Here is a 20,971-nt window from a genome sequence, read left to right on the forward strand (position 1 = left end):
TGCAACCATTAAAAAAGAATTTTATATCATATTAAAATAAAAGATTTTTCAAAGTTTCGCTTTTCAGCACAACTGAGAACTTGAAACTTGAAACTTTAAACAAAAAAAAGATGTTATCAATAAAAAACCTTCACGCCGCAATTGGTGATAAAGAAATCCTTAAAGGAATTAATATAGAAGTTAAAGCTGGAGAAGTTCATGCTATCATGGGACCAAACGGTTCTGGAAAAAGTACACTTTCTGCTGTTATCGCAGGAAACGAAAACTACGAAGTTACAGATGGAGAAGTAATTCTTGACGGAGAAGATCTTGCTGATTTAGCTCCAGAAGAAAGAGCACATAAAGGTGTTTTTCTTTCATTTCAATATCCTGTAGAAATTCCTGGAGTTAGCGTTACTAACTTCATGAAAACTGCTATTAACGAAACTCGTAAAGCAAACGGTCAGGAAGAAATGCCAGCAAACGAAATGCTGAAAGTAATTCGTGAGAAATCTGAATTATTAGAAATCGATCGTAAATTTTTATCTCGTTCTCTTAATGAAGGTTTTTCTGGAGGAGAGAAAAAAAGAAACGAAATCTTCCAAATGGCAATGTTAGAGCCAAAATTAGCTATCCTTGACGAAACCGATTCTGGTCTTGATATCGACGCTTTAAGAATCGTTGCAAATGGTGTAAACAAATTAAAAAGCGACAAAAACGCTATTATCGTGATCACGCACTACCAACGTTTATTAGACTATATCGTTCCTGATTTCGTTCACGTTCTTTACAACGGTAGAATCGTAAAATCTGGTGGAAAAGAATTGGCTTACGAATTAGAAGAAAAAGGATACGACTGGATCAAAGCAGAAAACTAAATTTTTGTTTCAAGTTTCATGTTTTTTTAGTTTCAAGTTGAATTACATTCTGTAAGTTTAAACTTAAATTTATTAAAATAGAAATGGCAACAATTACGAGGTTTGAAGATTTAGAAATCTGGAAAGAGGCGAGACGATTAGCAAAAGAAATACATTTTATTTCAGTTGAAACAGAGTTAAGATCTGACCTCAGATTTAAAAATCAAATAAAAAGTTCTTCGGGTCCGGTGATGGATAACATTGCTGAAGGTTTTGAAAGAGATGGAAATTTAGAATTTCGACAATTCTTATCTATCGCAAAAGGTTCAGCCGGAGAAACAAGGTCTCAGTTATATCGGGTTTTTGATTTTGAATATATTTCAGAAGAAAAATTCGAAGCTTTAAAAAAAGATTATGAAAATTTAAGCGGTAAAATAAAAAACTTTATCACTTACCTAAATAAAAAAGATTTCAAGGGGAATAAGTTTCAATAGGCAACATGAAACTTGAAACCTGAAACACCGAAGGAAACAAAAGAACAATGGATTTAAAAGAAAAATTAGTATCGTCTTTTATGGCTTTTGAAGAGCGTGTCGATGTACATTCAGATTTACATGACATACGCACAAATGCTTTAAAAAACTTCGAAAATAAAGGTTTCCCAACCAAAAAAGAAGAAGCTTGGAAATATACATCGCTAAATGCCATCTTAAAAAATGACTTTACGGTTTTTCCAAAGCAGGAAAATGCAATCGAATTCAATCAGGTAAAAAAATACTTTTTACACGAAATTGATACTTACAAATTAGTATTTATCGATGGGGTTTTCAGTTCGCATTTGTCTTCTACAACACATGACGGAATCGATGTTTGCTTGATGTCATCGGCATTGACCAAACCAAAATATAAAATGGTTATTGATACGTACTTTAATCAAATTGCAAGTAAAGATGACAGTTTAACTTCATTGAATACTGCTTTTGCAATTGAAGGAGCTTTTATCAACATCCCAAAGAAAAAAGTAGCTGATAAACCAATTGAGATCATGTATTTCTCAACTGGAAACGAAGCGGCTTTAATGGTTCAGCCAAGAAACTTGGTTATTGTGGGCGAAAATTCACATGTTCAAATTATTGAGCGTCACCAAAGTTTGAACGAAAATCCAGTTTTAACAAACTCTGTTACTGAGATTTTTGCTCAAAAACGTGCGATTGTTGATTATTATAAAATTCAAAACGATAATAGTGAAGCGAATTTAATTGACAACACTTATGTTTCTCAACAACAGGAAAGCCATGCTTATGTGCACACTTTCTCTTTTGGTGGAAATTTAACTCGTAACAACTTAAACTTTTACCATTTCGGAGAAAGATTAACAAGTACGTTAAACGGAATTTCGATCTTAAACGACAAACAACACGTTGACCATTATACTTTGGTAAACCACGCACAACCAAATTGCGAAAGTTTCCAGGATTATAAAGGTATTTTCTCTGATCGTTCGACTGGAGTTTTCAACGGAAAAGTTTTGGTAGAAAAAGAAGCTCAAAAAACAAATGCTTTCCAAAAAAGCAACAATATTTTATTGAGTGATAAAGCGACTATCAACGCAAAACCACAATTGGAAATTTTTGCTGACGACGTAAAATGTTCTCACGGTTGTACAGTTGGGCAATTGGATGAAACAGCAATGTTCTACATGCAGTCTCGTGGAATCCCGAAAAAAGAAGCTAAAGCTTTATTGATGTACGCATTCTCAAATGCAGTAATCGAAAGCATTAAAATACCAGAATTAAAACAAAGAATTACTAAAATCATTGCTACGAAATTAGGTGTGAATTTAGGATTTGATTTGTAGATATTCTTAACCGCAAAGAACGCTAAGATTTACGCAAGGTTCGCAAAGTTTTTTATTAAGCTTTGCGAATTTGCGCTTTTATACCTTGCGCTCTTTGCGGTTAAATATCATTCTCTAATTTTTATTATAGACAATATAATCCCTAAAAAAAACAATCCCAATCCAAGTAATAAACAAATCGTATTAAATGGATGACCAATACTAGTAGACCATGCAAATGCATTTAAAATAAAACCGATTATTAATAAAACAATTGGATGAAATAGTTTCTTCATAATTATTTGTTGACTGAAGCAATAACCTCCTTCAAAAACCCATTAAAATCAAACCCAGGTTCTTCTTCTCTCACTCCCATTCTAACAATTACCATATCTAAAGATGGAATAATCGCCACCATTTGACCTTGGTAACCACTGCAATAAAACATATCTCTAGGAACATCTGGAAATTTCCCTCCAGCGTTTAACCAAAATTGTGCACCATATTTTCCATCAGAAGTATTCGTTGGAGTTGCAGTATATTTTACCCAGCTTTCATCCAAAATTTGTTCACCGTTCCAGTTTCCTTTATGAAGATATAACAATCCAAATTTTGACCAATCTCTTGGCGTCGCCCATCCATAAGAAGAACCAACAAAAGTTCCTGACATATCCTGTTCGACAATCATCGAGTTCATTCCGATTTTATCAATTACGGCGCTGTACCAAAAATCAAGGTATTCCTGCTGTGTTTTAAATTGTCTCCTTAAAATTAAAGACAACAAGTTTGTAGTTCCTGAAGAATAATTCCAATGTGAATTGGGCTTAAATTGTGCCGGTTTATCTAATTGCACTTTTCCCATATCTTCGGCCTGAAAAAGCATTTTTGTAGCATCGCAGATTGTACTATAATTTTCTTCCCATTCTAAACCAGAATTCATATGAAGCAAATCGTTAAGCGTAATATTTTTGCGCTCATCATTTTTCCATTCTGCAACTGGAGCAGGTTTATAAATATCTATTTTTCCTTGTTTTGCCAAAACTCCAAAAGCTGAACTTGTAATACTCTTTGTCATCGACCAGCCTAAAATTTTACTGTTTTTATTAAAACCTGTATCGTATTCTTCTGCGATTAAATGGTCTTTATACAAAACCACAACCGCGCGAGTTCTTTTAGTTCTTGCACCTGTTTTGTCGAATGCGTTATCAACTGCTTTTTTCAATTTCGAATAATCTACATCGGAAAATGCAGTGTCTTTTGGTTCATTATTTCCGTATGGAAAAGGAAGATTGTTTTCTAATTTAGTTCTCTTTGGAAGTAAATATGGTTTTGAAACATCAAAATTATCATTAATCAAAGTTGCTCCTAAGCCTTCTCGATAAATCGCTTTTCTTTCTTTTAGGCCATAAACCGATGAAATAGCATATTTTCCTGCATCATCAATGGAGTTTTTAGCCAGATCAATCATGTCGATATCATTGTCTGTTTTTTCAATTAAATCCAGCGGACGATTATCTATAAAATGTCCAGATGCGACACTTTTGGCTGAGAAGCCAGAAATTAAATCAAGTTTCGGATACGTTGTAAATCCGAAATACAAAAAAGCAAGAACCACAACAAGTAAAAGTACTTTGAGAAATTTTTTCATGATATGTTAGTTATTTTTATTGCAATATAAATAATTTATGTTCACGATTTTAGAACTCAAATTACAAATCTGATTCGGATAATGCAGAAAATTGAATTGATTTTTACGGAATCAGCATTTGCGCCTTGTAGCAATGGCACCATAAAAGGAAATTATAGAATTAATGTATAAACAAATTTAGTTTTAGTACTTTTGTAAATAGATTTTTTCTAAATAAGACATGCTAGATATTCAAAAAATAAGAGCTGATTTCCCGATACTTTCTCAAACTGTAAACGGAAAGCCATTAGTATATTTCGACAACGGAGCTACTTCGCAAAAACCACAAGTTGTAATTGATGCAGAAGTAAAATATTATCAAGAAATCAACGCGAACATTCACCGTGGTGTTCACACTTTAAGCCAGTTAGCAACTGACGCTTACGAGATTTCTCGTGGAAAAGTAAAAGATCACATCAATGCTAAACATGCGCACGAAGTGCTTTTTACTTCGGGAACAACTCACGGAATTAACTTAGTTGCAAACGGATTTGCTTCGATTTTAAAATCTGGTGACGAAGTGGTTGTTTCTTCATTAGAGCATCACAGTAACATTGTGCCTTGGCAAATGTTATGCGAAAAAACTGGAGCCATTTTAAGAGTTATTCCAATCAATGACAATGGAGAATTAATCATTGAGGAATTCGACAAATTGCTTTCAGACAAAACAAAAATTGTTACCGTAAATCATATTTCAAATGCATTGGGTGTAATTAATCCAATCAAATATATTATCGATAAAGCTCACGCAGTTGGCGCTGCAGTTTTAATTGACGGTGCTCAAGCAGTTCCGCATTTAAAACCAGATGTTCAGGAATTAGATTGCGATTTTTATGCTTTTTCAGGACATAAAATGTGCGGCCCAACGGGAACTGGAATTCTTTATGGAAAAGAAGCTTGGCTAAACAAACTTCCTCCATATCAAGGTGGTGGCGAAATGATCAAAGAAGTGACTTTCGAAAAAACAACTTATGCTGATCTTCCTCATAAATTTGAAGCAGGAACACCAAATATCGCTGGCGGAATTGTTTTAGGAACTGCCATTGATTATTTAAACGAGATCGGTTTTGATAAAATTCATGAATATGAAAATGAATTGTTAGAACACGCTACAAAACGTCTTAACGAAATTGAAGGCATCCGAATTTACGGAAACACCAAAAATAAAGCATCTGTAATTTCGTTTAATATTGACGGAATTCATCCGTATGACATTGGTTCTATTATAGATAAGTTAGGAATTGCGGTTAGAACAGGACATCACTGCGCACAGCCAATTATGAATTTCTTCTGTATTCCGGGAACAATTCGTGCTTCTTTCTCATTTTACAATACTAAGGAAGAAATCGATGCCATGGTTGATGCTGTTAAAAAAGCACAAACTATGTTAAGCTAAAAAACTAATTATATGCGAATAGTATCATTATTGCTCCTGACACTTTTTATCGCTACGGGATGCTGCAGTCAAAAAAAAGCCGACATGAAATCTACTCAGATTGAATATTCTGCACTTTCTAGAGGTTATTATAAAGTAATAACAGTACAAAACAAAACGGTTTCGGTTGTTAAGGAACGTAATGCTGAAGCTGTTAAAAGCAATATTGATGATGCAAAATGGAATAAAATTGTTGACGCCTACTCAAAAGTTAACTTAGAAAGTCTCAACACTTTAAAAGCACCAACTGATAAACGCACATATGATGGCGCTGCTATCGGAAATTTAAAAGTAACTAAAGACGGAAAAACCTATGAAACAGCAGGTTTTGACAATGGTTTTCCGCCAAAAGAAATCGAAAAACTAGTAAATTTATTAGTTGATTTTTCTAAAGAATAATTATGACGATAAAAGAAATACAAAACGAAATTATTGACGAATTTTCAATGTTTGATGATTGGATGCAGCGTTATGAATACATCATCGAACTGGGAAAAAGTCTTCCGTTAATTAAAGAAGAATACAAAACCGACGATAATTTAATCAAAGGCTGTCAGTCAAAAGTCTGGTTGCAAGGTGAAGAACAAGGAGACAAAATTGTCTTTACAGCAGACAGTGATGCTATTTTGACTAAAGGAATAATTGCAATTTTAATTCGCGCTTTCTCCAATCAAAAAGCAAAAGATATTCTAGAAGCTGATACTGATTTTATAGACGAAATCGGCTTAAAAGAACATTTATCTGCAACACGTGCCAATGGATTGGTTTCGATGATAAAAAACATCAAAATGTACGCTTTGGCTTTTGATGCAAAAAACAAAAATTAAATTTTAATTAAACCATTAAGAAATTAAGTTTCATAAAGATGATATGCTTAATTTCCTTAATAGTCAAAAGTAAATTAAGCTTACTCTTTTGACACAAAGCAAAACTTAATTTTCTTAATGTCTTAATGGTAAAAAATAAAAACACTTAGTGTTCAAAAACAAAAAAACAATGGAACAAGAAATAGACACAAACGAATTAGGAGAATCAATTGTAAGAGTTTTAAAAGGCATTTACGATCCTGAGATTCCTGTAGATATTTACGAATTAGGATTAATCTACGACGTAATGGTAAATACTGATTATGAAGTAAAAATATTAATGACACTTACATCTCCAAACTGCCCAGTTGCAGAAAGCTTACCAAGAGAAGTAGAAGAAAAAGTAAAAACAATCGAAAACATCAAAGATGTAGACGTTGAAATTACTTTTGATCCGCCTTGGAGCAAAGATTTAATGAGCGAAGAAGCAAAATTAGAATTAGGAATGCTTTAATATTTGTTTCAAGTTTAATGTTTCAAGTTTCAGGTTACGCAACTTGAAAGATTAAACCTGAAACCACTTTTCACATGGAAGAAATCATCAATAAAGTTGCCAATAGTGCTTTAGAAGTTTTTGATTTAGAGGATTATTATCCAAAAGGAATGCGTGTGCAAATTGACATTTCGCAATGGCTTTTGGAAGGATTTTTATTGAAAGAAAAAGACTTTAGAGAACATCTTAAAAATCACGATTGGTCGCAATATCAGGATCAATATGTTGCTGTACACTGCAGTACAGATGCTATAATTCCCGCTTGGGCATTAATTTTGGTTAGCGTTCATTTAGCTCCTTTTGCAAAAAAAGTAGTGAATGGAACTATTGAAGATCTTGACGCAAGCCTTTATGAAGAAATTTTAAGCAAAATTGATTACTCTGTTTACCAAAACAAACCCGTAATTGTAAAAGGCTGTTCTAGAAAACCCGTTCCTATGCGTGCGTATATTTTAGCTACAAACTATTTACAGCCATTTGCCCGCAGTATTATGTATGGAGAAGCATGTTCTGCAGTGCCATTATACAAAGAATCTAAGAAATAACCTGCATTAACAGTATAGTAATCTTTAACTTTCCATTGGTTTTTAGTATATTTGATTATACACTCTAAACTAAAAACCATGAGAAAGCTAACTCTATTACTTTTCATTTTAGTAAATTTCACATTTGTACAAGCCCAAAATTCAGAAAAAGAGTTAATTCAGAATACTGAAAAGGCAGTAAAAAAAATTAACGATACTATAGAAGGCGAAGGCTGGAAAGCAAAAGGAACTGTTTCGCTTTTACTGAATCAATCGAGTTTTAACAATTGGATTGCAGGAGGTGAAGACAGCTTTTCTGGAACATTAGGAATCAATTATGATTTCAATTACAAAAAAGATGGCTTAACTTGGGACAACAAAATTTTAGCATCGTACGGTCTTCTTCAAACCAAAAACGATGACTTCACAAAAAAAACAGATGACCGCTTAGAGTTCAATTCCATAGTCGGAAAAAAAGCTTTTGGAGAATGGTACTACTCCTACTTCCTAAATTTTAGAACACAATTTTCAACCGGTTATATTTATGGTCAAGATGACAATGGAAAACAAATCAGGACTGAACAAACCAAATTTATGTCTCCTGGATATCTTACCACAGGTCCTGGTATTTACTGGACAAAAGATGACAATCTTAAAATAAATTTTGCACCGCTAACTTCAAAATTTACTTTTGTAGATAGTGCTTATACAACTGGAATTGATAGATTTACTGGACTACCATATGTAGATGGCAGTTATTTTGGTGTTGACGAAGGCAAAAGTATCCGTTACGAGCTTGTTTTTTATGCTTCCGTTTATTACAAATTAGCAATCATGACAAACGTCACTGCCGAAAACACACTTAATCTTTATTCAAATTATCTTGAAGACCCACAAAATGTCGATATCAATTACTCGCTAAATATTATAATGAAAATCAACAAGTTTTTATCTGCTAATTTATCGTTTCAGGCTATTTATGATGATAATGCATTTGCAGGACTCCAAACTAGAGAAGTATTTGGCTTAGGAGTTAACTTTGGGTTTTAATTATCCATCGTACTAGATTCCAGCTTATAAAATTATTAATGCCACAGATTAAAAGATTTAAAAGGATTTTTTAATCTAAATAATCCCTTAATCTGTGGCAAAACAAAAAAGCTTTTGAATTTATCAAAAGCTTTTTTTCATTTTATTCTTCGTCATCTTTTTCAACTGCATCCTTATAATCCGGATACAAGAAATTATTATAAGGAAAACGTGTTATATGAATCTGGCGAACAGCTTCATAAACCGTTTCTCTGAATTCTTCGAAATTTTCTTTGTTTCTAGCCGAAATAAACAGCGCTTTATCTTGACCAACATTGCTCATCCAAGTTTGTTTCCATTCCTCAAGTGTCCAGTGCCTTCTCGTTCTTTCAGTAATCAAATCATCTTCATCGATAGTAAGATGTTTGTAAGCATCGATTTTATTAAAAACCATAATCGTTGGTTTGTCGTTGCTTTTTATTTCCTGCAAAGTCTTGTTTACAGACTCAATATGATCTTCAAAATCTGGATGCGAAATATCTACTACATGTAGCAATAAATCGGCTTCACGAACCTCATCTAGAGTACTTTTAAACGAATCTACCAATTGTGTTGGCAGTTTTCGAATAAATCCAACCGTATCAGAAAGTAAAAAAGGAAGGTTTTTAATCACCACTTTTCTAACTGTTGTATCTAAAGTTGCAAACAATTTATTCTCTACAAAAACATCGCTTTTACCAATTGCATTCATCAAAGTAGATTTCCCAACATTGGTATATCCAACCAGAGCAACACGAACCATTGCACCACGATTACTTCGTTGAATGCTCATTTGCTTGTCAATCGTTTTGATTTTATCTTTCAATAACGAAATTCTGTCACGCACAATACGTCTATCGGTTTCAATCTCTGTTTCTCCAGGTCCACGCATACCAATACCTCCTTTTTGACGCTCAAGGTGCGTCCATAAACCAGAAAGTCTCGGAAGTAAATATTGACATTGTGCCAATTCTACCTGAGTTCTAGCGTATGAAGTTTCGGCTCTCTGTGCAAAAATATCTAGAATCAAGTTGGTTCTATCTAGGATTTTACAGTCAATAATTCTTGAGATGTTTTTCTGCTGTGACGGTGTTAATTCATCATCAAAAATTACTGTCGATATTTTGTTTTCTTTTACAAAAAGATTGATGTCATCAATTTTTCCTGTTCCCACAAAAGTCTTGGGGTTAGGACGTTCCATTTTCTGCGAAAAGCGTTTTATAACTTCACCTCCAGCGGTAAAAGTTAAAAACTCCAATTCGTCTAAATATTCATTTAGCTTTTCTTCACTTTGATTCTGAGTAACGATACCTACAATTACTGTTCTCTCAAAATTTATAACTTCTTTTTCTAACATAGTCTTGAATAAGTTGCAAATTTAATCATTTGTCTGCTACAATCAATTATACAATTTTGTTTTTACATTTATATTAGGAGAATAAACTTCAAAAAAAAATGGAACCTGTCAAGATAAACTCAACAAGGTTCCACTTAATCAATAAATGGTCTAAGTTTAAAGCTTTTATTCGTAAATAAAAGTTTTTTCCGTTTTCACAATTCCGTTTTCTTCTATTTGAGAGCAAGAAATCGGGTAGTTTAATTTATTGTATTTGTATTTTCTGCTCACCGCAACTAAAGCTGTTGAAGATGGACTAAAATTCATTTCATTATTATAAGAAATCGATTCAAACTCAAATTCTTCTTCATGATACGAAATCATCGGAACAATTACTTTGTAATTATCTCCAAAAAGATTTTGAACGATTAACTGATCTACCGATTTTTTATCGTCATAAGTATATGATTTTGAGATTTTGTCTCCAACCAAACCTTTGTGTCTCGACACATTATCGTTTACATAAACATATTCTAATTTTCCAATAATTGCCTTGTTTCTATCGCGAGAAGTACGTCTTACAATAATTCCGTTTTCAACAAGATATTCAATATCATCTACTAAATTCTGATGATTAGTGCTCTTTTTCGTTGTTACTTTTACCCTCGCTCCTTCGTATACAAATGATACTACTTTTGTAATATAATTAGGTCCTTCCTGATATTTTTTTACAAATTTGGTAATGTTGTTATCAGCGTCATAAGTATAGTTTATTACTTCTTTCCAGTCGCTTCCCACTTTGTCTTTTACAGACATATCCAGCAAGCCATTTTTGTTATAGTAGAAATGCTGTACAACATCTGAAGTGGTAATCGTTTGAAGTTTACCATCTTTAAAGGCCATTGTTTTGTTAACAATTTCGCCGTCTTTAGAATTTTGGTAATTTGTTTTTACAATGTTAATCTGCTTTAGTCTAACGTTGTCTTGACTGTGCATCAAGAAAGGAAACACCACCATTAAGATGGCAATAAAGTAGGTTTTCATGTGGTATTTGTATTGATTTGGGATGACCAAAGTACGAAATTCAATTAGATTTTAACAATTTGAAATACAAAAACTACAAACTTTTCAATAATACTCTAAAAATCAACAGATTATTTTCATTCTTTTAAAATACCTTTTATTTCTCTCCAAATATCTTAATGTCATCAACCATAAAAGCACCATTTAATGTTTTGTCTTTTCCTGAACCGATGTATTTAAAAGCAATATTTATGTTTCCAGAATAGACAGAAAGATCAATTCCTCCAGAACTGATAAACTCACGGGAAGGTGTTGAGAGCGTTGGAACTTTTGCTTCCAATTTTGTCCATCTCGCTTTGGTCACGCTTGCACCATCAAAATTGGTTGAAACATATACTTCTAAAGTATTTAATGGAGAATCGACTTTTAAATCGTGTTGGGCACTTCTGAAAGAAAGTACTGCATTTTTATACCCTGTTAGATTTATTTTAGGCGAAACAAGCCAAGCCACATTCTCGGCTGCAGTTGTACTTGTGGTGTTAAATTCGGCATATCCATTTCCAGCATAAACCATACTTTTCCATAATTTAGATGCCTTCTCTACAATATTACTCCACCCAGGTAAAGTGAAATTGACGTTGTTTTTAACTGACTGAAAATCCTCTGAAAAAAATGGCGTATTTCTTTTTCCATTCATTACAATATCACTTTCGTAACGAACCATAAATTGATAATCCGTTCCAAATTTTGTTAGAATCCCTTTGACTTTTCCGCTTCCTTCTGGCACATCATGATCTGCAAATTTTGCATAACTGCTGGTTCTAAAAATAATCTGATTTCCTGTTTTATCTCTCAAATACCAATTCGTCGAACCTCCAACATTATTGGATTCTTCAAAATAATGACGTCCTAATGCTGCTTCGGTAAACTCGACATCGTTTAACTCTATCAAAGTATTTAACTTAGAATCTGAAAGCGCTTCTTCTACAGAAAGTGATTTAACCAACTGATTCTCATCCATGTTTGTACATGAAGCATTTAATACATTTTTGTATTCGTTTTGAGAAATTCTTCCAATTGTTGGATCACCTGCATTGCTTACATACAAACTCCCTATCCTCAATCCTCCATAATACAAATCTGTAAATTGATTTTTAAGTTTTACAAACACTTTATTTCCCAAACGAAAATCAATATAAGTATTTGTTGCATCAACTGGAACACTAAACCCAATCGCAGGAACTCCCTTAGTTTCTCTTGTCTGCAATGAAATCGTTTTAAAAAAATTGCCTTCTTCATCACTTGAAACTACATAAGCTTCTATAATATCATTGTACAAATATTGCTTCGCTGTTGTACCCGAAAGCTCATAGACTTTTTCTACGCTTTTATTTACAGTAAGATTGGATTGAGTACAGGCTAATTCTGGAGTTTCGACATCTTTACTGCAACTGATTAAGGGTAATACAAAAAATAAAATTAGTTTTTTCATGAGAAATAGGTTTTCAGTTTATAAACCGATTGTAAGATTTAGAAAATAAGTTCGGCCATAGCCATAATAATATCTTGACCCGAAAGATGGCGTTCCGCTTGAAGCGTCTTGATTTAGCGCTCTAAAATTGGCATTTCTTGCCTGTTCGAAACCGCCCGTTTTATACATCAAATCCAGGACATTATTTACGCTGGCAAAAAGTCCCACATATTTTTTATGAATACGCCAAGATTTTCCTCCACTCAAGTTCAATAATGTGATAGGGTTAAATTTTTCTTGTTTTAATAATTCATCCCCTCTTTCTGAAGTTGCCTCGGGAAAAGGAAAACCATTGGCTGGATTGATATAAAATTGAGATGTTCTAGAAATTGGAGAGACATCTATATAACTTTCTGCCAAATAATTGATATTTCCGCCAATCCACCAAAACTTCGGATTGCGATATTCTAATCCAAATGAATAGGCTTGTTGCGGAGTTCCTGGCTGTTTGTAGTTCTTTAAATATGCAGGTCCAAAATCAAAAGTAGTTTGCGCTCCTTCTTTCGCTCTATTGGCATCGTTTACAATACTTACATTCGGATTGCTATTGTAAATATAATTCCCTAATGCTGCAGATAAAGTTGTTTTGAAAGTTGGCCAAACCTGATACTCAAAACTCAATTCTGCCCCTGTATTTTTCTTATCCAAATTGGTTAGAGTCTGACTTACAAATGCGTTTGTAGCATCATAACCAGAACCGTTATCAAAGATTCCTTCAGCATAGAAATAAGAAGTTTTTGAAGTATTTTTAATGGCAGTATAATAAGCCGTTAAACGCAATTTGAGTTTTGCAATTCGGTATACGTAATTAACCTCAGCACTGCTAATATTTTCGCTTTCGATTCCGTCAACGACAGTATTATTTAAACGCGAATTTGAAAACGTATTTCGAAGCGAAGGCGCTCTGGTAAAATGTGCTGCATTAAAAAACAACAATTGTTTTCCTGATATTTTATAGGTAAAACCTCCTTTGAAACCAAAATTCTCAAAATTTACTTTCTCACTTTTACCTAACGAATTTGTTGGATATAATCCGTTTTGATATAGTCCTTCTCTTTGATAATCTGACAAAGAATACGATTGTGCCAAGAAGAATTCTGTTTTGTTATAACTAAATTTAAATTGGGCAAAAACATCTAAAGTATTGGCTAGTAAATTATAGTTATATCCGTAAATATCTCCTTTTACGACTTGACGATCTGGATGCTGTAAGTCAGATTGAGAAAGGCTTCCTTTGTAAAAAGGGTCAATATCTTCAAAATATGCTCCACCAAGAAGATCTAGTAAATACTGAAAATTATGCGATTTTAATTTCTTAAAAGTAAATCCGCCATCAAAAGAAATATTAGGAGTTATCTGTGTATTTAGATTTGAGTTTACTGCTAAAGTCTGATCATCTGTTCTGTCTTCGTAAAGCACATAATGACTTTTAGCAGGCTCATAACCATTCTGCCCTATTTTTTGATTAGCAAAATACATTTCGTCCCAATTGATTTGTGGATGTTCCAAAAATGTTATTTTGTTTTTTTCTGCGTTTTCATAATCTGGAGTAAATTCACCTGAAAATTCTCCATGATCTTTAGCATAAAGCGAACTAAAATAGCTTGGCATTTTCCTGTAATAAACAGGATCTGGACTGTCTGAATTTTGGTAATCGATATTGCTGTTTCCAACTTTCCCAAATTGATACATAATTGCAGAATTCAGATTGGTTTTATCATCAATTTTAAAATAATGATTCAGCATAAAGAGTGGCTCTTCTACATTTTTCACTCTTGCATTTCTCTTCTCACCATTCTGAAATCCCCAATACGAATTGTATTTTTCGCCCATTAAATCGGTAACCTCAGCAGTATTAGAAGAATTCTTCCCGCGGGAATTTGGTGTATAAAACCCTGTGAAATTTATTGAATTTCTGCTGTTTAGTTTCTTTTCGACACTAAGAAAAAAAGAGTCTGCGTCAAAATTTGTACCTTCAAAATAGCCTTCATCTGCCCACCGTTTTCCTGCCGAAACCACAAAAGCCCAACCAGAAGCATTCATTCCCGAAGCATAAGTTCCGATTGCCCGCCATAAATAAGTGGTATTACTTCCAGAAAACGTTAGTGAGGTTCCTTTTCTGTATAAAGAAGCGCGAGTAAAAATCTGTTGTGTTCCTAAAGCACCTCCAAAACTATAATTGGAAGCTGCTGTTCCGACTGAGAATTCCTGATTTCGAAGCACATTGTTTAAACCTCCCCAATTTCCCCATTGTGGTCTGCCATCGTAGATTTTATTCATAGGCATTCCGTTAAGCATCGTGACTGCATTTTCGCTGTCTAAACCACGCATACGAAATCTTGCCTGTCCCCAATTGAATGCCGCTGCATGCATAAAAGCATCTCTTGACGATTGCAAAAGTCCTGAGGTCATTTCTGACGAACTGTTATCATCTGAAAAATCATTATCCGAGAGCGTAATCAATGCTGCCGGTACTTCATCTGAATAAGTATCTTCTAATTGTAAAATGCCAAGATTAATATCTTGTCCTGAATCGGACTGTACTTTTAAAAGAAAATCTTTGTATCCCTGACTTCTGAGTAAAAGCAACTGCTCTTTTTGGGGAAATATATGAAGTTCAAATTTCCCTGTTTTTGACGTAAGCTGCATTACAGCCGTGTTCTGTATTGTCACCACAACACTTTCCAACGGATTCTGTGTTCGGGCATCAATAACAATTCCTGTTACCTTAATTTCTTTTTGAGAAAAAGCAATATTAAAAAACCATAAAATAAAGAAGAATGCGTAATTTTTTACCATTAAAACCTATTATTAACTTTGAATATATTCTAGGATTACAATCCTTAATTCAAAAGATAAAATTGGTTTTTGGAAAAAAGAAAATTTCAAATCTCATTGCTTGAAATTTGAAATTCAAAAATAAACAAAATATTTAATTATAAGTAAATTCTTTCAAATTTATTTTAATGTAATGAAAGAATAGTCAAAATAAGGCATTTTTACAAAGGTCAATTATTACTGTTCTGTTCTAATTTTAGAAACCATAAAAGCGATTAGAACACCAAAAATTCCGATAAAGGCAAAAGAAAACTGCAATCCAAAACTTTGTGCAATATGCCCAATTACAGGCGGGCCCATTAAGAAACCAAGAAAACTTACACTCGAAACAATAGTTAAAGCTTCTCCCGCAGGAACGGTCGGGTTTTTACCTGCAATGCTATAAACAGTCGGCACAATTGTGGCAACGCCCAAACCTACAAACATAAAAGCTATAGTACACGGAATGATATAAGGAAGAAAAACAGCTGTAAAAAGTCCAGCCGAAATCATAACTCCGCTAATTTGCATAACGCGTTCGCGTCCAAATTTATTGATTAATCCGTCGCCTAGAAATCTTCCGCTCGCCATCATAATCATAAAAGAAGTATAACCTAAAACCACCAATGGTCCAGGTGCTTTTACAATATCTTTAAAGTAAACTCCGCTCCAGTCGAACATAACACCTTCGCTGGCCATACTACAAAATCCGATAACACCAAGCCAAAGTAAAGCTGTATCTGGTTTTACAAATAGTTTTTTGCCTTCTTCCTTTGGTTTCTTTTTTTCTTTGGCTCTAACCAAAAATTTAAAATTAAAAGCGACCATCAATAAAACAATTCCGGCTACAATAATAAAATGATGCAACGGACTTAATTTTAAAGCCAGCATTCCTAAACCTACCAACGCGCCAGTAAATCCGGCAAAACTCCACATTCCATGAAAAGAGGACATGATTGTTTTTTTAAATAAAACTTCGGTATAAACGCCTTGCGTGTTTACAGCAATATTGGCAAGATTTCCGAACACACCAAACAAAAATAATCCTAATGATAATTGTAACGATGTTGTTGCCAAACCTAAATTGATTAAACACAAAACATACATTATTAAAGAGAAAATTAGAATACGATGGCTACCGAATTTAGTTACCATTTTACCCGAAAAAGGCATAATAATCAATTGTCCTACCGGAAGTGCAAAAAGTATAGAACCCAAATCGCCTTCGGTTAAATGCAAAGCGGTTTTTATGTCTGGAATTCTGCTTGCCCAAGTGGCAAAACTCAAACCCATTCCGAAATAGAACATTCCAACAGCAAAACGAATTCGATTTAAATAAGACGCTTTGGCTTCTCTAAATACCTTTTTGATTTTTGCTTTGGTCTGAAAAAGCGATAATGGATTAATGTTTATCAGCATATTGAATTTTATTGGAATGTTGTCAAAAATACTAAAAACGCTCGTCAAAGTGCATAAAGCCTAAGGTTATCCACAATATACAACGTTATTGTTTATAAATTCAATGGTTTTGAATTGATTTCTTATTCCTAAAATTACGATTTTTCGGGTTTAGTAGAATTATAATTTGTTTGATTTTTTTAAGAAAACAAAAAGGGATTATCTCAATTTTTGAGATAATCCCTTTTTATTTATATTTCATTGTTCCGTAAGAATGTTTTAGGATATACCTATCACCTTTTGCTGTGCATTACTCGCAATCGCAGCTTCTATAACCTGCATTACTTTCACACCTTCATCTGCAGTAACAGGTTCTTTTTTATCGTTTGCAATAGAATCGTAAACACCATCGAAGAAACTAAAATAATTCCCTTGAAGCGTCGGGATTTTTTCTCGCACAATTTTACCGTTTATTTCGGTGTGCAAAAGTCCTTGCAAGCTTTCATCTTCTGTTCCCCAAGAATCTAGATTTGGCTTTTTACCCAATTTCAAATCATCTTCTTGAACATCTCCGCGAGGTTTTAAGAAAGAGCCTTTTTTTCCGTGCAAAGTATACGCTGGATTGGCTTCTCTCACAAAAAATCCTGCTTTTAAACGGACTCTGAAATTAGAATAAAACAAAGTCAAATCGATCCAGTCGTCTACAACTGAATTTTCTCTGGTTACTCGAATATCTCCAAAAACTGCTTTTGGGCAACCAAACAAACTAACTGCCTGATCTATAATATGAGGCCCTAAATCTTTTAGAACTCCTGCTCCATCATTTGCGGTTTCTTTATGCGCTTTCGGACTCAATAACGGGTTGTATCGGTCAAAATGAAATTCGGCTTCTACCAAATCTCCTAAAACGCCATCATCAATTACTTTTTTAACAGTTTTAAAATCGCTATCCCATCTTCTGTTCTGGAAAACAGCCAATTTCAAACCTTTTTCTTTTGCAATTTTTGCCAATTCTTTTGCTTCTGCAGCTGTTGTTGTAAATGCTTTTTCTACAACGGCATGTTTTCCTGCCAAAAGCACTTTTTTAGCGTATTCGTAATGCGTTCCAACTGGCGTATTTACAATTACCAAATCGACATCATCGCTTAACAATTCATCTAACGAAGCGTAACTTTTTACGTATGGATAATCTTCCTGAATTAGCTTTTTGCTTCTTTCCCAAGAACCTAAAAGTTCAAATCCTTCGTGAATATCTAAAAACGGAGCGTGAAACACTTTCCCTGACATTCCGTATGATAATAGTGCTGTCTTTATCTTTTGCATTGGTTTTGTTTTAGTTTATTCGCCACGAATTCACGAATTAAAAAAAAATAAATTCGTGAATTCGTGGCGGAAAAAAATATTTAAAGTTTAGCTCTTTCGTATTGTTTTGGCCATTGAATATCGTCGTTTAGTTCTTTAGCGAAATCCAAAGGGAGATTTGGGTTTCTTAAAGATTCTCTTGCGAACAAAATTAAATCGGCTTGACTGTTATTTAAAATCTCTTCAGCTTGTTTGGCATCTGTAATTAAACCAACTGCACCTGTAGAAATTCCCGCTTCTTGTTTCACTTTTTCTGCAAAAGGAACCTGATAACCTGGCCCTAATGTAATTTTCTGATGCGAAACCAATCCGCCAGACGAAACATCGATTAAATCTACTCCTTTTTCTTTTAATATTTTAGAAAGCTGTACAGATTCTTCTGGATTCCATCCGTTTTCTGCCCAATCAGTTGCCGAAATTCTAACCAACAAAGGCAGATCTGATGGCCATTCTGACTGAACCGCTTCTACAACTTCTAAAGTAAAACGGATTCTATTTTCGAAACTTCCGCCGTATTCGTCTGTTCTTACATTTGTTAAAGGCGATAAAAACTGGTGCAATAAATAACCATGAGCCGCATGGATTTCTACAACCTGATACCCTGCTTCGACTACTCTTTTGGTTGCAGTTTTAAAATCGGAGATTACTTTCTGGATTCCATTTTTATCTAAAGCTTCTGGAAGAAATGGTTCATTGTCGTGATACGGAATCGCACTTGGTGCCACAGTTTGCCATCCGCCTTGAGTGAAATCTAGCTTTTTATTGCCCAGCCACGGAGCCGAAACACTCGCTTTTCTTCCTGCATGCGCCAACTGAATTCCGGGAATCGAATTCTGAGAAACTATAAAAGCGTTAATCTGCTTTAATTTTTCCATGTGTTCGTCTTTCCAAATTCCTAAATCGGCTGGAGAAATTCTCGCTTCTGGAGAAACCGCTGTTGCTTCTTGAATAATTAGTGCAGCACCTCCGCTGGCACGGCTTCCTAAATGAACCAGATGCCAATCGTTTGCAAATCCGTCAATTGCAGAATACTGGCACATGGGCGAGATTGCAATTCTATTTTTTAAAGTGATATTTTTTATAGTAAGCGGAGAAAATAATTTCGTTGCCATATAGTTGTAACTTTTAATGAATTTATACTGCCAATGAGTAAGGCAGTGTTCGAAAAGTAAAGTTACAGTATCTTGTTAAAACGAGAATTCGAAATGTTTATTAATTAACAAACATTTAAACCAAATTCCGCTTTCTTGTTTAATTACATAAAAAGTGTTTTCTCTATTTTAGTAAAATCACTTTTATCAAACTTCAACAAATTTTTATCCTTCAACAGAAAAATTTTATCACAGTCTTTATAAAGAATTTCCAGTATATGAGACGAAATAAAAACGATACTAGTTTTAGAAAGTTCTCGAACGTAATTCATTAACAAATAGTTTGATTCTAAATCAAGACCATTAAATGGTTCATCTAAAATATAAAGTGGAAATTCTTTTTGAAAAACAGCATTGAGATACGTTTTCTTTTTCATTCCAGTAGAAAATTCTCTTATTAATTGATTATTGGGAACTTCAAATATTCGGTTACCCTCTTTTGCGCTTATATTTAATAAGTGAGCATAAAAATCGTAAAATTCATCAGCAGTAAGTTCTCCATAAATTGGAGGTTCTGTTGGAACCCATCCTGCATTTTCTAAGACGATCTTTTCTTCATTAGCAGAACAATTTCCGCTAAAACTTTCTAAGTTCAAAATACATTTAAAAAGTGTTGTTTTACCTTGTCCATTTTTACCAATAACACCATAAATTCCAGGCCGATTAATAGAAACATTAATGTTTTCTAATATTGTTTTGTCCTTAAATTTTTTATGATTAATTACAATTTTCAGCATGTCTTGAGTTCTTTTAAGGTTTTAATCGCTTTTTTATAGATAAATGGTGTTGCTAAAAATGGCACTCCAAATAAAACGAGACTTCCTGCTATAAAAATGACAAAGAAAATCTGTTGTAAGAAACTATTATTGAAATAGATATATTTCAGCAACAGATTATAAAGTGGTATAATAAATATAAAAATCAAGAATATCATTTTTTCCCACTCCAATAAAAAAGACAATGTTATTGCTATTGGAAATACTAAATAAGCCGTATTAATAATTGAATTTTTAAGCTGAAACCTTAAATATTTTTCGGCATCAAAGGGATTTCGTTTTATTTCTTCTGTAGTTTCTCTTTCAAATGATGGAACGCAAGCTAATAATGATAATCCTAAAAAAACTGCATACAAAAGATTTTGATTGTTATAGTTTACAGCCATAAAAACAACGATAATTAATAACGGAACTATATAAACTAACTTGTATTTTCTAAAAGAAATATGCCAGTAAATATTAAAGGAATCGAAAGGATATTTGATGATTTTAAGATTGTATTTTGGCAAATTGATTAATGCAATTTTGAATAAAATAATTACAAAAATAAAAATAAACTCGCCTTTTAATAAAAGCACCAGATAAAATGGAAGTAAGTAGATAAAGTACTCTATAAATAAGATTACCTTATAATTTCTCTTCATTTTTAAAAATTCAAGATCTGATCTTTGTAAATGATAGATCACAACCTCTAAAAAAAGAAAAAGAACATAATTTCTAAAAGCTTCAAAATTTATATAAATTAAAATCGCACTAACAAGATAAACAAGTATTAAGAGCAATACTGCCAGATTATCGTCTTTTGCTACTAATTTCCTAAAGCGAATTAGA

General features: G+C 33.4%; 19 protein-coding genes. 9 read left to right on the forward strand and 10 right to left on the reverse strand.

The annotated features are described in order from the left end of the window. The first annotated feature begins 110 nt into the window (after positions 1–110). The 3 genes from sufC to sufD all read left to right on the forward strand — a co-directional run bounded on the left by sufC (position 111) and on the right by sufD (position 2,694). Entirely contained in the window at positions 111–857 is a 747-nt protein-coding gene (sufC, locus tag LPB248_RS10370; RefSeq protein ID WP_008466070.1) for a Fe-S cluster assembly ATPase SufC, read from the forward strand. Between the two features lie 83 nt (positions 858–940). Beyond that, entirely contained in the window at positions 941–1,330 is a 390-nt protein-coding gene (locus tag LPB248_RS10375) for a four helix bundle protein (RefSeq protein ID WP_177211368.1), read from the forward strand. Between the two features lie 47 nt (positions 1,331–1,377). Next, the gene (sufD, locus tag LPB248_RS10380) at positions 1,378–2,694 is read left to right on the forward strand and encodes a Fe-S cluster assembly protein SufD (protein ID WP_111368792.1); all 1,317 of its coding nucleotides are present in this window, start codon (positions 1,378–1,380) and stop codon (positions 2,692–2,694) included. Between the two features lie 277 nt (positions 2,695–2,971). Here the strand turns inward: sufD and LPB248_RS10385 are convergent, their stop codons facing one another. Continuing rightward, the gene (locus LPB248_RS10385) at positions 2,972–4,321 is read right to left on the reverse strand and encodes a serine hydrolase domain-containing protein (RefSeq protein ID WP_177211369.1); all 1,350 of its coding nucleotides are present in this window, start codon (positions 4,319–4,321) and stop codon (positions 2,972–2,974) included. A 220-nt stretch (positions 4,322–4,541) separates the two neighbouring features. Here LPB248_RS10385 and LPB248_RS10390 point away from each other — a divergent pair, with 220 nt between their 5' ends. From LPB248_RS10390 to LPB248_RS10415, 6 genes are all read left to right on the forward strand, one after another. Next, on the forward strand, positions 4,542–5,756 hold the full coding sequence (locus LPB248_RS10390) for an aminotransferase class V-fold PLP-dependent enzyme (RefSeq protein ID WP_177211370.1): 1,215 nt from the start codon (positions 4,542–4,544) through the stop codon (positions 5,754–5,756). A 12-nt stretch (positions 5,757–5,768) separates the two neighbouring features. Next, entirely contained in the window at positions 5,769–6,194 is a 426-nt protein-coding gene (locus LPB248_RS10395) for a hypothetical protein (RefSeq protein WP_177211371.1), read from the forward strand. A gap of 2 nt (positions 6,195–6,196) precedes the next feature. Beyond that, positions 6,197–6,622: a SufE family protein gene (locus LPB248_RS10400; protein WP_109191353.1), complete on the forward strand. Its 426-nt coding sequence runs from the start codon at positions 6,197–6,199 to the stop codon at positions 6,620–6,622. A gap of 169 nt (positions 6,623–6,791) precedes the next feature. Beyond that, complete coding sequence (locus LPB248_RS10405) at positions 6,792–7,115, forward strand: SUF system Fe-S cluster assembly protein (RefSeq protein WP_012023258.1); 324 nt, start codon at positions 6,792–6,794, stop codon at positions 7,113–7,115. 74 nt (positions 7,116–7,189) lie between these two features. Beyond that, positions 7,190–7,699 carry a DUF2480 family protein gene (locus LPB248_RS10410; protein ID WP_177211372.1) on the forward strand — a complete coding sequence of 170 codons (510 nt, stop codon included), beginning with the start codon at positions 7,190–7,192 and terminating at the stop codon, positions 7,697–7,699. 78 nt (positions 7,700–7,777) lie between these two features. After that, positions 7,778–8,728: a DUF3078 domain-containing protein gene (locus tag LPB248_RS10415; RefSeq protein WP_177211373.1), complete on the forward strand. Its 951-nt coding sequence runs from the start codon at positions 7,778–7,780 to the stop codon at positions 8,726–8,728. A gap of 142 nt (positions 8,729–8,870) precedes the next feature. Here the strand turns inward: LPB248_RS10415 and hflX are convergent, their stop codons facing one another. From hflX to LPB248_RS10460, 9 genes are all read right to left on the reverse strand, one after another. Further along, entirely contained in the window at positions 8,871–10,103 is a 1,233-nt protein-coding gene (hflX, locus tag LPB248_RS10420) for a GTPase HflX (protein WP_177211374.1), read from the reverse strand. 165 nt (positions 10,104–10,268) lie between these two features. Next, positions 10,269–11,126, reverse strand: coding sequence for a hypothetical protein (locus LPB248_RS10425; RefSeq protein ID WP_177211375.1), 858 nt, complete (start codon positions 11,124–11,126; stop codon positions 10,269–10,271). Between the two features lie 136 nt (positions 11,127–11,262). Then, a complete protein-coding gene (locus LPB248_RS10430) occupies positions 11,263–12,597 on the reverse strand; it encodes a DUF5689 domain-containing protein (RefSeq protein ID WP_177211376.1) in 1,335 nt (444 codons plus the stop codon). An 18-nt stretch (positions 12,598–12,615) separates the two neighbouring features. Then, positions 12,616–15,435, reverse strand: coding sequence for a carboxypeptidase-like regulatory domain-containing protein (locus LPB248_RS10435; RefSeq protein WP_177211377.1), 2,820 nt, complete (start codon positions 15,433–15,435; stop codon positions 12,616–12,618). 216 nt (positions 15,436–15,651) lie between these two features. Then, positions 15,652–16,872: an MFS transporter gene (locus LPB248_RS10440; protein WP_177211378.1), complete on the reverse strand. Its 1,221-nt coding sequence runs from the start codon at positions 16,870–16,872 to the stop codon at positions 15,652–15,654. A gap of 258 nt (positions 16,873–17,130) precedes the next feature. Further along, positions 17,131–18,174: a Gfo/Idh/MocA family oxidoreductase gene (locus LPB248_RS10445; protein ID WP_177211379.1), complete on the reverse strand. Its 1,044-nt coding sequence runs from the start codon at positions 18,172–18,174 to the stop codon at positions 17,131–17,133. Positions 18,175–18,254: 80 nt separating this feature from the next. Beyond that, a complete protein-coding gene (locus tag LPB248_RS10450; RefSeq protein ID WP_177211380.1) occupies positions 18,255–19,325 on the reverse strand; it encodes an NADH:flavin oxidoreductase/NADH oxidase in 1,071 nt (356 codons plus the stop codon). 143 nt (positions 19,326–19,468) lie between these two features. Beyond that, complete coding sequence (locus tag LPB248_RS10455; RefSeq protein ID WP_177211381.1) at positions 19,469–20,101, reverse strand: ABC transporter ATP-binding protein; 633 nt, start codon at positions 20,099–20,101, stop codon at positions 19,469–19,471. Then, positions 20,095–20,784 carry a hypothetical protein gene (locus LPB248_RS10460; protein ID WP_177211382.1) on the reverse strand — a complete coding sequence of 230 codons (690 nt, stop codon included), beginning with the start codon at positions 20,782–20,784 and terminating at the stop codon, positions 20,095–20,097. The genes LPB248_RS10455 and LPB248_RS10460 overlap by 7 nt, the downstream gene beginning before the upstream one ends. Between the last annotated feature and the right edge of the window lie 187 nt (positions 20,785–20,971).

Origin of the sequence: Flavobacterium sp. LPB0248 (assembly GCF_013388355.1) — a bacterium.
Classification (GTDB): domain Bacteria; phylum Bacteroidota; class Bacteroidia; order Flavobacteriales; family Flavobacteriaceae; genus Flavobacterium.

Excerpts from the sequence above, each read along its gene's own strand:
- sufC (WP_008466070.1), top strand. The coding sequence starts at position 111 with ATGTTATCAATAAAAAACCTTCACGCCGCAATTGGTGATAAAGAAATC.
- LPB248_RS10375 (WP_177211368.1), top strand. The coding sequence starts at position 941 with ATGGCAACAATTACGAGGTTTGAAGATTTAGAAATCTGGAAAGAGGCG.
- sufD (WP_111368792.1), top strand. The coding sequence starts at position 1,378 with ATGGATTTAAAAGAAAAATTAGTATCGTCTTTTATGGCTTTTGAAGAG.
- LPB248_RS10385 (WP_177211369.1), bottom strand. The coding sequence starts at position 4,321 with ATGAAAAAATTTCTCAAAGTACTTTTACTTGTTGTGGTTCTTGCTTTT.
- LPB248_RS10390 (WP_177211370.1), top strand. The coding sequence starts at position 4,542 with ATGCTAGATATTCAAAAAATAAGAGCTGATTTCCCGATACTTTCTCAA.
- LPB248_RS10395 (WP_177211371.1), top strand. The coding sequence starts at position 5,769 with ATGCGAATAGTATCATTATTGCTCCTGACACTTTTTATCGCTACGGGA.
- LPB248_RS10400 (WP_109191353.1), top strand. The coding sequence starts at position 6,197 with ATGACGATAAAAGAAATACAAAACGAAATTATTGACGAATTTTCAATG.
- LPB248_RS10405 (WP_012023258.1), top strand. The coding sequence starts at position 6,792 with ATGGAACAAGAAATAGACACAAACGAATTAGGAGAATCAATTGTAAGA.
- LPB248_RS10410 (WP_177211372.1), top strand. The coding sequence starts at position 7,190 with ATGGAAGAAATCATCAATAAAGTTGCCAATAGTGCTTTAGAAGTTTTT.
- LPB248_RS10415 (WP_177211373.1), top strand. The coding sequence starts at position 7,778 with ATGAGAAAGCTAACTCTATTACTTTTCATTTTAGTAAATTTCACATTT.
- hflX (WP_177211374.1), bottom strand. The coding sequence starts at position 10,103 with ATGTTAGAAAAAGAAGTTATAAATTTTGAGAGAACAGTAATTGTAGGT.
- LPB248_RS10425 (WP_177211375.1), bottom strand. The coding sequence starts at position 11,126 with ATGAAAACCTACTTTATTGCCATCTTAATGGTGGTGTTTCCTTTCTTG.
- LPB248_RS10430 (WP_177211376.1), bottom strand. The coding sequence starts at position 12,597 with ATGAAAAAACTAATTTTATTTTTTGTATTACCCTTAATCAGTTGCAGT.
- LPB248_RS10435 (WP_177211377.1), bottom strand. The coding sequence starts at position 15,435 with ATGGTAAAAAATTACGCATTCTTCTTTATTTTATGGTTTTTTAATATT.
- LPB248_RS10440 (WP_177211378.1), bottom strand. The coding sequence starts at position 16,872 with ATGCTGATAAACATTAATCCATTATCGCTTTTTCAGACCAAAGCAAAA.
- LPB248_RS10445 (WP_177211379.1), bottom strand. The coding sequence starts at position 18,174 with ATGCAAAAGATAAAGACAGCACTATTATCATACGGAATGTCAGGGAAA.
- LPB248_RS10450 (WP_177211380.1), bottom strand. The coding sequence starts at position 19,325 with ATGGCAACGAAATTATTTTCTCCGCTTACTATAAAAAATATCACTTTA.
- LPB248_RS10455 (WP_177211381.1), bottom strand. The coding sequence starts at position 20,101 with ATGCTGAAAATTGTAATTAATCATAAAAAATTTAAGGACAAAACAATA.
- LPB248_RS10460 (WP_177211382.1), bottom strand. The coding sequence starts at position 20,784 with ATGAAGAGAAATTATAAGGTAATCTTATTTATAGAGTACTTTATCTAC.